The following is a 15,448-nucleotide window of genomic DNA, read 5'->3' as shown; positions in this document are numbered from 1 at the left end:
TAGTCTTGTTTACTTAGAAAATTCAGAATGGTAAAATAATATATAAATCGTTGTATGAAAATAGCAAGTTCATTGCTTATGAAATGTAAGATAATAAAGGACCTCTTTATTGTTAAAATTGGCGAAATACATCATACTATGGTAATGTTTATAGGGATAAAGCAATATGCTTTTGGGTAGGACAACAAGAAATGATAAAAAGGGAATGTCTATTTGCGTGGGGAAGACTTCATTCTTATGAATGATTAGATTGATTACTCAAGTTTCAAAGGACAAGTTATCTCTCAAGCTATCTAACCATTTTTGAGGTGAGTCTAGGCGCATTAAAATGGACTATAGAGTATGTATAGTTAAGGGTGAAAGGAGATTACCGATGAACGAGCAACAACGATTAGCAAGTCAACAAGCAAATTCCTCTACGAAAAAAGAAGAGAAAGATTATAGTAAATACTTTGAAAGTGTATATCAACCACCTTCCTTAAAGGATGCGAAAAAGCGGGGGAAAGAAGAAGTTAAAATTGAACGGGATTTTGGCTTACCTGAAGAGTTTCGCAATTTTGGTACAGGAAGAAAATTCTATATTCGTACATATGGTTGTCAAATGAATGAGCATGATACGGAAGTAATGGCAGGTATTTTCACAACGCTTGGATATGAACCAACTTTTTCAACTGAGGATGCAGATGTAGTTTTATTAAATACTTGTGCGATTCGTGAAAATGCTGAAAATAAAGTGTTTGGTGAACTAGGCCATTTAAAGTCACTCAAACGAAGAAATCCGGACCTTTTAATTGGTGTATGTGGTTGTATGTCTCAAGAAGAATCTGTTGTAAATAAAATTATGCAAAAAAATCAGCATGTAGATATGGTATTTGGAACGCATAATATTCATAGATTACCGTACATTCTAAAAGATGCGATGTTCTCGAAAGAGACGGTAGTTGAAGTATGGTCAAAAGAAGGTGACGTAATTGAAAACCTTCCGAAAGTACGTCGTGGTGACATTAAAGCTTGGGTAAATATTATGTATGGCTGTGATAAGTTCTGTACGTATTGTATTGTACCGTATACACGAGGAAAAGAGCGAAGCAGACGTCCAGAAGATATTATCCAAGAGATTCGTCATTTAGCTGCAAATGGTTATAAAGAAATTACGTTACTTGGACAAAACGTAAATGCATATGGTAAAGACTTTGAAGATATAGAATACGGTCTTGGCGATTTAATGGACGAGCTCCGTAAAGTTGATATTGCCCGTATTCGTTTTACAACGAGTCATCCACGTGATTTCGATGATCACTTAATTGAAGTGCTTGGCAAAGGTGGCAACCTAGTAGAACATATCCATTTACCAGTTCAATCTGGAAGTACAGATATGCTGAAAATTATGGCGCGTAAATATTCGCGTGAGCATTATTTAGAACTTGTAAGAAAAATTAAAGAAGCAATTCCAGATGCAGTATTAACAACAGATATTATCGTTGGTTTCCCAAATGAAACAGATGAGCAATTTGAAGAAACGATGTCGTTATATCGTGAAGTAGGATTTGATACTGCCTTTACATTTATTTATTCTCCTCGCGAAGGTACACCAGCTGCAAAAATGAAAGATAATGTACCGATGGAAGTGAAGAAAGAACGTCTTCAACGCTTAAATACACTAGTAAATACGTTGGCAATTGAAAAGAATAGTCGTTATAAAGGTCAAATTGTAGAAGTGTTAGTTGATGGGGAAAGTAAAAATAATCCGGAAGTACTTGCAGGTTATACTCGTACGAATAAACTTGTAAACTTCGTCGCTTCAAAATCTTTAATTGGTCAGCTTGTGAAAGTAAAAGTAACGGAAGCAAAAACTTGGTCTCTTAACGGGGAATTAGTTGAAGAGCCGATTGAGGTGAAATAATAGATGAAAGTATATTCGAAAGATGACATTGTTGAACAAGCGAAAGAATTAGCAAAAATGATTTCTGAAACAGAAGAAGTTGATTTTTTTAAGAAAGCAGAGGCGCAAATTCATAAAAATGAAAATGTAAAGCGCGCAATCGATGAAATTAAAGCACTGCAAAAACAAGCTGTAAACTTGCAACATTACGGGAAATGGGAAGCTTTAAAAAAGGTAGAAGCTGAAATTGATGCATTGCAAGATAAGTTAGACAGTATTCCAGTCGTACAACAATTTAAATCTTCACAAACATACGTAAATGACTTATTACAGTTAGTTGCTAGTACAATTTCTAACAACGTAACAGATGAAATATTAATTTCAACTGGTGGCGATGTACTAAAGGGTGAAACTGGCGCAGCGGTAGAAAGTAAAAAAGGAAATTGTGGTTGTTAAAGAGATGTCATATTGACATCTCTTTTTTTGTGGATTAAACGTAAGTTCTTCTCAAAAAAAGAATGACACATTCCGCTATTGTCACGCATATGATTAAGTGAATAGTGATTGAGGAGGGTTACGAATGTCCGAATTTAGAGAGATTATTACAAAAGCAGTGGTTGGAAAAGGACGTAAGTATACAAAGTCAACGCATACATGTGAATCGAATAATGAACCAACAAGTATTTTAGGGTGCTGGGTAATTAACCACTCGTACGAAGCAAGAAAGAATGGAAAGCATGTGGAAATTGAAGGTTTCTATGATGTGAACACTTGGTATTCATTTGATGGAAATACAAAGACTGAAGTTGTAACAGAACGTGTGAACTACACGGACGAAGTAAGTATTGGTTATCGTGATAAAAACTTTTCTGGTGACGATTTAGAAATTATTGCTCGTGTTATTCAGCCGCCAAATTGTTTAGAAGCACTTGTATCACCAAATGGTAATAAAATTGTTGTAACTGTAGAACGTGAATTTGTAACAGAAGTAGTTGGAGAAACGAAAATTTGTGTAAGTGTAAATCCTGAAGGCTGCGTAGAATCAGATGATGATTTCCAAATTGCTGATGATGAATTTGAAGAATTAGATCCAAACTTTATCGTTGATGCAGAAGAAGAGTAATAGAAAGCTAGGGAGAAGTTCTTCCTAGCTTTTTACTTTACATAAGTGGCGCTGAATGAACATGATTCTTTATGAAATATGTTATAATGAAGAAAGACTCCTGAAATAGGAGATAAGAGTGTCCGTGAAATGCGACATATATGAAAATAGATTATCATGTAAGAATTATGGAGGAAAAGTATGACTCAATATACGCCTATGATACAGCAATATTTAAAGGTTAAGGCAGATTATCAAGATGCCTTTTTATTTTTTCGCTTAGGCGATTTTTATGAAATGTTCTTTGAGGATGCTGTAAAAGCAGCTCATGAACTTGAAATTACATTAACGAGCCGAGATGGCGGTAGTAGTGAACGTATACCAATGTGCGGTGTACCGTATCATGCGGCTAAAAACTATATTGAACAACTTGTTGAAAAAGGATATAAAGTAGCTGTTTGTGAGCAAGTAGAAGATCCAAAAACAGCTAAAGGTGTAGTACGTCGTGAAGTAGTACAATTAATTACGCCAGGAACGATGATGGAAGGGCGTACAATTGATGAGAAAGAAAACAACTTCTTAGCTGCATTAACACATTTTGAAGATGGATCATATGCATTAGCTTGTAACGACTTAACGACTGGACAAAATACAGTAACGTTATTGACTGGTTCAGTAGAAGATATTTTATTAGAAGTGTATGCAACTGGTTCGAAAGAAATTGTTGTTGATTCTTCATTTTCTAAAGATGAACTAAACAAGTTAACTGAAACATTGAAAATGACGATTTCGTATGAAGATGCAACGGCAATTCCGGAAGGATTAGAACATCTTGTGAAAAATGTTTCACAAGCAAAATTAATTAAAGCAGTTGGACGTTTATTTAACTATGTAATAAGAACGCAAAAACGTTCTTTAGATCATTTGCAACCAGTAGAAATTTATTATACGAATCAATTTATGAAAATTGATGTACATTCAAAGCGAAATTTAGAACTGACAGAAACACTTCGAACGAAAGAAAAAACAGGATCACTATTATGGTTATTGGATAAGACGAAAACAGCTATGGGTGGTCGTATGTTAAAACAGTGGATGGAACGTCCACTTATACAGAAAGAAAGAATTGAAGAGCGTTTAGAAATGGTTGAAACGTTTGTAAATGATTACTTCTTACGTGAAGATTTAAAAGAAAAGTTAAAAGAAGTATATGATTTAGAACGTTTAGCAGGAAAAGTTGCATTTGGTAACGTAAATGCAAGAGACTTATTACAATTAAGACGTTCATTACTTCAAGTACCAGCTATTTTAGAAGCAATTAGTTTGTTAGATAACGCTTATGCATCGAGATTAATTCAAGGTGCAGATCCATGTGAAAGCTTAACAGAATTACTAGGAAGAAGTATTCAAGAAAACCCACCGCTTTCGATTAAAGATGGAGATATTATTAAAGATGGTTATAATGACAAGCTTGATCAATATCGTTACGTTAGTAAAAACGGGAAAACGTGGATTGCCGAGCTTGAAAAAAGAGAACGTGATATTACTGGAATTAAATCGTTAAAAATCGGATACAACCGTATTTTCGGTTACTACATTGAAGTAACGAAAGCGAATCTTGCAGCACTTCCAGAAGGCCGCTACGAACGAAAACAAACGCTTGCTAATGCTGAACGTTTCATTACAGATGAACTGAAAGAAAAAGAAACGTTAATTTTAGAAGCAGAAGAAAAAATTGTACAACTAGAATACGATTTATTTACAGCACTTCGTGAAGAAGTAAAAGTATTTATTCCGAAATTACAACATTTAGCAAAAGTAATTAGTGAATTAGACGTACTGCAAAGTTTCGCGACAGTTAGTGAAGAAGAACAGTTTGTAAAACCTGTACTAACAACGAAGCGTGAAATCTTTATTAAAGATGGTCGTCATCCTGTCGTTGAAAAAGTATTGAACGGAAAATTGTATGTACCGAATGATTGTATTATGCCAGAGAAGATGGATGTCTTTTTAATTACAGGACCGAACATGTCTGGTAAAAGTACGTATATGAGACAGTTAGCACTTGTAACGGTTATGTCACAAATTGGTTGTTTCGTACCAGCGACAGAAGCAGTATTACCTGTATTTGACCAAATCTTTACGAGAATTGGTGCAGCAGATGATTTGATTTCAGGTCAAAGTACATTTATGGTCGAAATGTTAGAAGCGAAAAATGCAATTGCAAACGCATCAGAAAGAAGTTTAATTTTATTTGATGAAATTGGACGAGGTACATCTACGTATGATGGCATGGCACTTGCACAGGCAATTATTGAACATATTCATGACCAAATTGGGGCAAAAACGTTATTTTCTACACATTATCATGAATTGACGGTGTTAGAAGAGAGTTTAGATCAACTGAAAAATGTACACGTTTCAGCAATTGAAGAGAATGGAAAAGTAGTATTCCTTCATAAAATTCAAGATGGAGCAGCTGATAAAAGTTACGGTATTCACGTTGCGCAACTTGCGGAGCTTCCAGATAGCTTAATCGCTCGTGCGAAAGAAGTGTTAGCACAGCTAGAAGGACAGGAAGAAATTATTATTCCAAAACGAGTAGAAGTGAAAGTACAAGAAGCTGCTCCAGAACCAGTAGTTGTAAAAGAGGAAATAGCAGAAATACAGGAAACGAAAGTAGAGACTGAAGAAGAATCGCAACTATCTTTCTTTGGAGGAGAACAGTCTTCGAAGAAACAAGAAAAGCCTCTGCTAGACCAAAAAGAAACAGCAGTACTGGCGCAAATTAAAAAAATCGATTTACTTGATATGACACCTTTAGAAGCGATGAACGAATTGTATCGCTTACAGAAAAAGTTAAAGAAAGGATGAGTAAGTAGATGGGGAAAATTCGCAAACTCGATGATCAACTCTCTAACCTAATTGCAGCAGGGGAAGTAGTAGAGCGCCCTGCTTCAGTCGTAAAAGAACTTGTGGAAAATTCTATCGATGCGAATAGTACATCTATTGAAATCCACTTAGAAGAAGCTGGGTTATCGAAAATTCGTATCATTGATAACGGTGATGGTATTGCAGAAGAAGACTGTATCGTCGCTTTTGAACGTCATGCAACGAGTAAAATTAAAGATGAAAACGATTTGTTCCGCATAAGAACACTCGGTTTCCGCGGTGAGGCATTGCCGAGTATTGCTTCAGTTAGTGAATTAGAATTAATTACTAGCACAGGTGATGCGCCTGGTACACACCTTATTATTAAAGGTGGAGACATTATAAAGCAAGAGAAGACTGCGAGCCGAAAAGGAACAGATATTACAGTACAAAACTTATTCTTTAATACTCCAGCACGTCTTAAATATATGAAAACCATTCATACAGAGCTCGGAAATATTACAGATATCGTGTATCGTATTGCAATGTCACATCCAGAAGTATCGTTAAAACTGTTTCATAATGAAAAGAAATTGCTTCATACGTCAGGTAACGGTGATGTAAGACAAGTACTTGCATCGATTTACAGTATTCAAGTTGCGAAGAAGCTTGTTCCAATTGAAGCCGAATCTTTAGACTTTACAATTAAAGGCTATGTAACATTACCAGAAGTAACGAGAGCATCTCGTAATTATATGTCAACGATTGTAAATGGTCGTTACGTTCGAAACTTTGTATTAATGAAAGCAATTCAGCAAGGGTACCATACATTACTGCCAGTTGGCCGGTATCCAATTGGCTTCTTATCGATTGAAATGGATCCAATGCTAGTTGATGTTAACGTACATCCAGCGAAATTAGAAGTTCGTTTTAGTAAAGAACAGGAATTACTAAAGCTGATCGAAGAAACATTGCAAGCTGCATTTAAAAAAATACAGCTTATTCCAGATGCAGGTGTAACAACAAAGAAAAAAGAAAAAGACGAAAGTGTGCAAGAACAGTTCCAGTTTGAGCATGCGAAGCCGAAAGAACCATCTATGCCGGACATCGTTTTACCGACTGGCATGGATGCAAAACAAGAAGAACCAGAGGCTGTAAAACAGCCAGCGCAGCTTTGGCAACCACCGAAGCAAGAATGGCAACCACCACAGTCACTCGTGAGAGAAGAACAAAGTTGGCAACCATCTACTAAACCGATAATGGAAGAACCGATTCGAGAAGAGAAATCGTGGGACAGTAACGAAGAGGATTTTGAATTAGAGGAATTAGAAGAAGAAGTTCGGGAAATAGAAGAGATTGAAATGAACGGGAATGACTTACCGCCACTTTATCCAATTGGACAAATGCATGGAACATATATTTTCGCTCAAAATGATAAAGGCTTATATATGATTGACCAACATGCCGCGCAGGAACGTATTAATTATGAATACTTCCGTGATAAAGTAGGAAGGGTAGCGCAAGAAGTACAAGAATTACTTGTACCGTACCGCATCGATTTATCTCTTACTGAATTTTTACGTGTCGAAGAGCAACTAGAAGAACTAAAAAAAGTTGGTCTATTCTTGGAGCAATTTGGCCATCAATCCTTTATCGTCCGCTCACATCCAACGTGGTTCCCGAAAGGACAAGAAACAGAAATTATCGATGAAATGATGGAGCAAGTTGTTAAACTAAAAAAAGTTGATATTAAGAAGTTACGTGAAGAAGCAGCTATCATGATGAGCTGTAAAGCATCCATTAAAGCGAATCAATATTTAACGAACGATCAAATATTTGCTTTACTGGAAGAACTACGTACAACAACAAACCCGTACACATGCCCGCACGGAAGACCAATTCTTGTGCATCATTCTACTTATGAGTTGGAGAAGATGTTTAAGAGGGTTATGTAGAGTGAATAAAATTATATATCAAAAGGGAGCAACATTTACTGTTGCTCCCTTTTGATATGTAGATTTAATTGTTAAACGAAAATATGGTGGAGTAATTTTACAGTTTATTTCTTGGTTGCGTTAGCTTAAATTTATCTATGTATAAAAAAGCGCTGTATACAGCACTTTTTAAAAGGTGCATGAATTGTCTAATAAAGATTTCTACATTACTAACCAAATAACTATGCATGGTTAAATGTTGCTTCTTATTTGGCTAATTGTTATAAGGGTCTATACAATTACTTATTTTTATTATTATTGATTTTTTCAGTGTATAGAACTTGCTCTTTATAATGCTTCTTAATTGGGAAAGTATGTGTACCAGAGCCGTTCTTGAATTTTTTATCAATGGGGTTCTTTAGAGGAACTGTTGTAGTTTCAGTAAATTCATATGGGTAGTTTATTTTAGATTTATCTTCAAACATGAAAATGCCTCCTTTTAGGATTTCCTAAATTCTTTACTATAACATGATATGCATATAGATTTTTTTTGGACTAGTTATTTATATAGGTTAATGGAATTTAATTACATAACTACTGAAACATTTTAAAGGAAAACAATTGGAGAAAGAAATGGTATGAATAGATGTTGGCTCCTATTGTTGTTTTTTTGTTTGACAGCACAGTGAATTATGCATATAAATTCGTTATAGATTGTTTTTATAATATTGTTTATATGGGGTTTTCCTGATAATATAATGTGGAATATTATAGTGTTATTAGGTTATTAGGAACATTTAATGCTGTTTCATAACTGAAAGGGAATTGAAAAAAAACTGAAATTTTTCTCATAAAAATTCAATCTAACTTGAAAAATGAAAGGAAAATGAAATTTTCCAAAAGATATTCTTTGTTAAGATAAAAAGCATACATACAAAAAGTACTGATATATCTTAAAAATGTATTTTCAAGATATAGTGGGGGAAAAGATGAGATTAGAAAAACAATTAATAAAAAAGATGTATTATGAGACATTCCTAATGGAGAATGAAACAAAGCCAACTCTTGACGTACTTGGACAAGCTTATGTAAACGAAGAAAAAAATGAGATTTCTGATGGGTCTTATATTCGTTTTGCGCAAGGTGAATTTTATTATCGTCATCAAGATTTTGAAGCAGCTATTTTTAAATGGGAGAAGGTTAGTAATGAATTAGCACCATGGGCACAAAAAAATATTGCGGATGCTTATTTTGAACTTAATCAGTTATCATTTGCTGAAAACATTTATACTTCTATTACTACTGATAATAAAATATTGATGACCGAAATTAGGCTACAATTACTTTCTCTTTACATTGAGCAAAATAATTTTGACTCAGCTTTCGGTGTTATTAAAGAAGCAGTTTCTTTAAATCCTGATTATCCGAACGTAACAAAAATTGCCCGTTCCTTTTATGAGGAACAACAAGATTTTGATAGTGCAGTAGAGCTTGCTGTGAATGAGTTAATTCGAATAGAATCGTATCCGTGGTTTGAGGTGTTAAAAGGATATATCGATAAAGGATTTACTAAACATATTTCACCAGATTATTTTTATGATGCATTAGTTACATTAAATAATGTAGATCAAGTACAATTTACGCAAATGGTTTCATCACTTTGGAACAGTTATAGAAATGAACAAAATTACTTATTATGGCTTAATACAATAAATGAATTTTTCTTACATATTGAAATACAATCGTCTGATATATGGAACAAAGTTTCTGCACTTTACGAAGAAACGTACTTTGCATTAATTCAAGGTCAATATACGCTTAGACAATTAAACGATATCATACCAAATCTGTTAGCAAACTGGTTAAAGGTAGTCAATCCATCTTATGCTGTATTTCCATCTGCAGCTGTATTGGCATGGGATGAGATTTTCCCTTCCAAAATAGATTCAGCAAATATAGAACATGCGGAAAACTTACTGTCACATTCTATTAATCATGTAAATGGCTTAGAGTACAGCTTACACCTTTTTGAATCTATTACACAGTGGGCACAAAAGCAGAATATAGAAATAGGTCACCGATTTAAATGGTTAGTTGACGAGCTCGCAGATTTAAGAACAAATCGTATTTTAGTAACAGGAACTTCAGGGAACGGAAAAACTACATTTATTAACTCTATATTAGGAGAAAATATATTAGAAAAATCAATTTCAAATGTAGTAGTTTTAAAAAATGATGCTCATACAGAAATTAATGCCATAACAGACTCTGCAATTACAACAACGGAAGATGTCTCTGATTACTATAATATGATGTCTCAACACCATCAAACATATAGAGATAGAGCATGTGTTGAATTTAAATTACCATGCCGATTTTTAAATGAAAATAAACTTACATTTGTAGTGACACCTGGCTTTAATAGGAATAACGACACTAGAGATGAAATATTCGAATATTTGAATTCTGTAGACGAATTACTATTCGTATTGAATGCGGATTCACCTTTTACTGACAAAGAACGTGACATTCTATTAAGCATTCAAGAACATACACCAAATTTACAAATTCATTTCTTATTAAATAAAATCGATAACATATACAGTGAAGCAGAAGTGAAAAGAGTATTATATGATACGCAAGCGAGAATAAACACATATTTCCCGCAAGCGAGAATTTTCCCTTACTCTTCGCTATATACAAGTAGTCAACAATTAAATGATTTAACTGAGTTTATTCATTTTAACTTTAATCATAAAAATATGGATGCAGAACGTACTGAAAAGCTATTGTTCTTCATTCGAAAAACAATTACATATCTTTTGGATAAACGCGTTGAGAAAGAAAATAATTTAGTGGATGCGATTAATTGGAATGAAGATATGCTAGTGAAACTAAACGGTAGCATTAATAACCTTACTACATTTGAGAGGGAAAAAATTCATTTCATTACACAATCATATCGTTCAATGAAGACTGAAATTACAAATGATCTTACCGAAAATATTCCGAAGATATTAAAGAGCTGTTCTAATTTAATTAGTGAAGAAAGTGATTTCGGACACATGGATACGGAACTAAATAAAGCAATGAATGAAAGAGTGCATAAATATTTAGAACAAACTGTATTACCTAATCTTGCTCTTTCTATGCAAAATTGGATTGCAACTTCTAATAATGAGCTTCTTCAAAGTCAAACGTATTTAGAAGAACTTAGTGAAGGGCTTAATTCACTATTTGGAGAAAATAAAATACAGTTAGAATGTGACTTTAAAGTGCTTGATGACTGGCGCAGAGATACTGACAGGATGACGACTAGAATACAAATGGATGAAGTAAATATTTTACGTCGATTTACGCCAGCACAATTTTTACTAAAAAGTGCCGGTAAATTATTTGGAGTTCTTCCTAAAAATAAATCTATGCTATATAACAAATATAAACAGTATGTAGAAAATGAAGATTATACTGAAGTAACGGCTTCTATTATGAAGAAATTTTTCTTGCAATTTGAGCTGTTTGAAAACACACAAGAGCGAGATATTAATATATTCTTTAGGAATCCATTTAACTCCTTAAAGCAAGCTGTAGAAAATACGCAATTAGAAATACAAGAAAAACAAGAGATGTTACATAAAATGAAATCAAATCCTGAAGTTTATCATGATTCTATCATGCTCTTTGAATTGAGATTGCGTCAATGTGAAGTAATTTTAAATATAGGTGATGATAATACCTATACAGATGTAGCTTTAGAAACAAGTGTAGAATAAAAGTAAAAGGGAGCAACTGTAATAAGTTGCTCTTTTTTCATATAGATTATTTTTCTGTTTCTTTAATTTTAGTTTGTACTTCGCCAGTTTTAATTTTATTGCTTTCTGAGAAACGTAATAAATCGCCTTCAATAATTTTGTCAGACATTCGTAATTCATTTTGTGCACGTTTAATGAGGGCTTGAGCTTCTTTTTTTGGTAAATCCACAATTTCACCCGTTATACGGTCGTAGAAAGTGTTGTTTTTGTATGCATACTTATCTGTAACGAAGCTACCATCACGTAAAACAACAAAGCCAGTATATTCATCTGAAAACATATCATGGCCAAAACGGATATCATTCGTAGAATCAACACCTAATAAATTTAGAATAGTAGGCTTCATATCGATTTGTCCCGTAGGCTTTGAAATAGTTTGACCTTCTGTTTGTCCAGGAATATGAATATATAAAGGTGTACGTTGTAAATTTAAAGTGTCAAATTCTGTTATTTGATCTTTTTCTAAAAACTGTGCCATTGCACGATTATGTTTTTCGGAAATGCCATAATGATCACCGTATAACACAATAATAGAATTATCGTAAAGCCCCTCGGCCTTTAGACGTTCAATAAATTTTTTAATGGATTCGTCTAAGTAACGTGCTGTTACGATGTAACGATCAAATACGCCATTACCAGAGTTGTATGGTTCAATGAATTTTGTATTTTCATCATACGTAAATGGATAATGGTTTGTTAAAGTAAGGAAACGAGCATAGAATGGTTGATTAACAGTTTTTAATATATCTACTGATTGATCAAAGTATTCGATATCTTTTAATCCCCAATTTAAATTTGTTTCTGGCGTGATTTTGTAATCAAGTTCATTATAGTAACGGTCATAACCAAGAGCGGAGTACATAATATTACGATTCCAAAATGTTGCGTTATTCGCATGAAATACAGAAGTGAAATAACCTTGCTGACGTAAAATTTCTGGAGTTGCAGTATAATCATTGTTACCGTGTGTAAAGAATACAGCTCCTCGATTTAATGGATACAACGACGTATCGATTAGAAATTCAGAATCAGATGTTTTCCCTTGACCAGTTTGATGGAAAAAGTTATCAAAGTAATAACTTTCATTTATGAATTCATTTAGGAATGGTGTAACTTCTTGCCCGTTCACTGATGCGCCTATTAAGAAGGTCTGCAAGGATTCAAGAGTGACGACAATAACGTTTTTTCCTTTCGCTGCACCAAACATATTAGGGTTTGGCTCGCTTTGGTTTGCTTTTACGTAGTTTTCAGTTTCTTGTAATTTACTACTATCAGCAAGTGCTTTTTGTGACCCAGCTTTTACTTGCAGTGTTAAGTCGTATACTTGGTGAGTATATAAGCCTAAATTTTTGACAAGCATGACTCGGTCGAATGATCTTGTTAATAATTCAGGGCGCTCTTTTTCTGCAAGATGTAGATTTGCAAAGAATACACCAATCGTTAAAAGAAAGTATAACAAGCGCGTAGAATGAGTTACACGTTCTGTTTTAAAGACCAATGATTTCTTTTTTAATAAAATAAAGAAGAAAACAATGTCTACGAATGCGAGTATAATTTTGTAGTTTAATATTTCTATAATACTGGCGCCTAATTGGCCAAAGTTTGAGGTTTGTCCAAGTACTGGTAATGTAACGAAATCACTATAAAAATCATAGAACATTACATTTCCAACAAGCACGATTGTTAATAAGAAATTAATACAGAGCGCTATATAATTTCGCTTTTCACCAGTTGCAAATAATGCTAATCCAATAAATGCTAATGATGCGGCTAGAGGGCTAATAAACAAAATGAGCTCTTGCGTTGAAGACTCGATTTTTAAATCAAAACTGAATCGCGTAATAAGATATGTTTTTAACCATACTGCTAAAGCCATTATTATAACAAAACTTATATTTTGCATTTGTAAATTTATTTTGTTATTCATTTTTACACCTTCTTTATATAATTTATTTAACTAAAGTTATATATTATGTTTTTATAACTATTAGAGTGTAATGAACCATTTAGACTTTGTTTTCTAAAGGGAATAATTTGAAGTATTCATATATATACAATGGGGATTTTTAAAGCGTAGTAGCATAAATATAACTCTTTTTGAGAAACGGGCAGAACAAGTCATAGTTGTAGTGAAATTGACTTATAGACATCCTACCATATTAAACACTATGATGATGTTACAAAATATCGAACAAATAAAGGTGAAAATGGATAGAGACTTTTAAAACTGTTGACATTCAATTTATTAGAATTGAATGCCAATCGTTTTAATTATACAGTTATATTACACATGTATTTTGTAAAATCCCGATTTTTTGTCGGTTAATCATTAGCTGGGAAGGATAGGGGGCTTATTAATATACTTTTACTATATGTAAGTAAAGTGTTTTGAAATTGAAAATATTTGACTGACATTTTAATGATAGAAATTAAATGTCAGATAAGTACTTTCCAACATACAGACCACTTGCAGCTGCTTGAGATAATGAATGCGTAACGCCTGAACAATCTCCAATTAAAAATAGCCCATGTATACTAGTTTCAAAATGATTATTAATTCTTATCGTAGGAGCATAGAACTTTCCATCAATTCCATATAGTAAAGTATGTTGATCGATAGGCTCTTGTATAAATTGTTCTAAACGGAATAAAAATTCTTTGAGCCCTTCAATATATAATTGAGGGATTTCTTGATTCAAATCTCCATAATCCCCCTGTAGTGTAGGCTGTATACGATTATGTTCCATGCTGTTTTCCACCGTAGGTTGTTTCTTTAGTAAGTCCTCTAAGCGCTGTATAACAATCCGATCTCGTCCTTGGTTAATGCCTTTAATAATTGAACTTGCGTATACATTTGCTTCTTTGAGAGTTGGAAAATAGCGAGGAATAAATAAAGTGAAATTTAGGTTAGAAGTGCCAGTTCCGTGTTCTCGAAAATTTTGACCGTCAGGCATAACTAAACCTTCTTCGTACTTTCGAATGATGCGTCCCTTTGGATTCATACAGTAAGTAGTTGCTGTGAAATGCTCACCTTGATAAGAAAGTTTTGTTTCAAAAGTATCTTTTAATATAGAACGTAATTGATGTTCTTTCATTTCTACTCTAATTCCTAAATCTACACGTGTTTGCTTCTGAGAAATATTTAGGGAACTGCACATTTCTTTTAACCAATCGGCCCCAGAGCGCCCAGTTGCAAATACTAGTTGCTTAGTTTGAACTGTTCCTTGATTTGTCTCTATTGTAAAATAATCTTCCTGTTTCAGAATATGTTGTACATCTATATGAAATTGGATCTTTATTTTCGTAAGTAAAAAGTCATAGAGCTGCTGAAAAATATTACTGGAAAGTGTAGTACCAAGATGTCTTACTTCTGTTGTTAGTATTTGTAAACCACACGCTTCAGCTCTCTTAGTGAGACTTGAATTTTCAGTAGAATATTTTGAAACCGAACTTCCACCAAACTGACATAGAATTTCATCTACTTCAGCCATGAGTTGTATAAAGCCCTCTTTACCGACTTTTTGCTCAAGTTCTCCGCCAAATCCGTTTGTATAATTAAATTTCCCTTCAGATTTTCCTAAACCACCAAACCCGAAATATTTATCACATGTAGTACAATTACACGCCTTTCCTTCGTCTAACGGACAATGGCGTTCTTCTAGCGTTTTACCTTTATCAAGAATTAAAACTTTTTTGTTACTTTTAGCTAGTGAATAAGCCATAAAAATGCTACTTACTCCAGCGCCGATAATCGTAACATCATACATATTCTTCCACCTGCTAACGAATAGTTTGTTTTTTATTTTTCTAGTGTATAACAATTTTATGAAGTTAAGAAATAGCTTTT

General features: G+C 33.6%; 9 protein-coding genes. 6 read left to right on the top strand and 3 right to left on the bottom strand.

Going from position 1 to position 15,448, the window contains the following annotated elements:
• Positions 1-373 precede the first annotated feature (373 nt).
• The 5 genes from miaB to mutL all read left to right on the top strand — a co-directional run bounded on the left by miaB (position 374) and on the right by mutL (position 7,810).
• Positions 374-1,903, top strand: a complete 1,530-nt coding sequence (gene miaB, locus F3I02_RS10115; protein ID WP_001005391.1) for a tRNA (N6-isopentenyl adenosine(37)-C2)-methylthiotransferase MiaB — start codon at positions 374-376, stop codon at positions 1,901-1,903.
• A 3-nt stretch (positions 1,904-1,906) separates the two neighbouring features.
• Positions 1,907-2,338, top strand: coding sequence for a YlbF/YmcA family competence regulator (locus F3I02_RS10110; protein WP_000870461.1), 432 nt, complete (start codon positions 1,907-1,909; stop codon positions 2,336-2,338).
• A gap of 124 nt (positions 2,339-2,462) precedes the next feature.
• Positions 2,463-3,005, top strand: coding sequence for an outer spore coat protein CotE (gene cotE, locus F3I02_RS10105; RefSeq protein WP_001288799.1), 543 nt, complete (start codon positions 2,463-2,465; stop codon positions 3,003-3,005).
• A gap of 180 nt (positions 3,006-3,185) precedes the next feature.
• On the top strand, positions 3,186-5,858 hold the full coding sequence (gene mutS / locus F3I02_RS10100) for a DNA mismatch repair protein MutS (protein ID WP_196477915.1): 2,673 nt from the start codon (positions 3,186-3,188) through the stop codon (positions 5,856-5,858).
• 8 nt (positions 5,859-5,866) lie between these two features.
• Complete coding sequence (gene mutL, locus F3I02_RS10095; RefSeq protein WP_074593597.1) at positions 5,867-7,810, top strand: DNA mismatch repair endonuclease MutL; 1,944 nt, start codon at positions 5,867-5,869, stop codon at positions 7,808-7,810.
• Positions 7,811-8,088: 278 nt separating this feature from the next.
• Here the strand turns inward: mutL and F3I02_RS10090 are convergent, their stop codons facing one another.
• The gene (locus F3I02_RS10090) at positions 8,089-8,274 is read right to left on the bottom strand and encodes a hypothetical protein (protein WP_000461135.1); all 186 of its coding nucleotides are present in this window, start codon (positions 8,272-8,274) and stop codon (positions 8,089-8,091) included.
• A 504-nt stretch (positions 8,275-8,778) separates the two neighbouring features.
• Between F3I02_RS10090 and F3I02_RS10085 the strand changes: the two genes are divergently transcribed.
• Positions 8,779-11,562, top strand: a complete 2,784-nt coding sequence (locus tag F3I02_RS10085) for a dynamin family protein (RefSeq protein WP_074593598.1) — start codon at positions 8,779-8,781, stop codon at positions 11,560-11,562.
• Positions 11,563-11,608: 46 nt separating this feature from the next.
• Here F3I02_RS10085 and F3I02_RS10080 read toward each other — a convergent pair whose 3' ends face one another.
• Entirely contained in the window at positions 11,609-13,528 is a 1,920-nt protein-coding gene (locus tag F3I02_RS10080) for an LTA synthase family protein (RefSeq protein ID WP_196477914.1), read from the bottom strand.
• A 502-nt stretch (positions 13,529-14,030) separates the two neighbouring features.
• Complete coding sequence (locus tag F3I02_RS10075) at positions 14,031-15,368, bottom strand: NAD(P)/FAD-dependent oxidoreductase (RefSeq protein WP_196477913.1); 1,338 nt, start codon at positions 15,366-15,368, stop codon at positions 14,031-14,033.
• Positions 15,369-15,448: the final 80 nt, after the last annotated feature.

Origin of the sequence: Bacillus sp. SRB3LM, from assembly GCF_015712745.1 — a bacterium.
In the GTDB taxonomy this organism is placed as follows: Bacteria; Bacillota; Bacilli; order Bacillales; family Bacillaceae_G; genus Bacillus_A; species Bacillus_A thuringiensis_K.
Note: the sequence above shows the minus strand (reverse complement) of the source record. Positions and strands in the feature narration are given on the sequence as shown.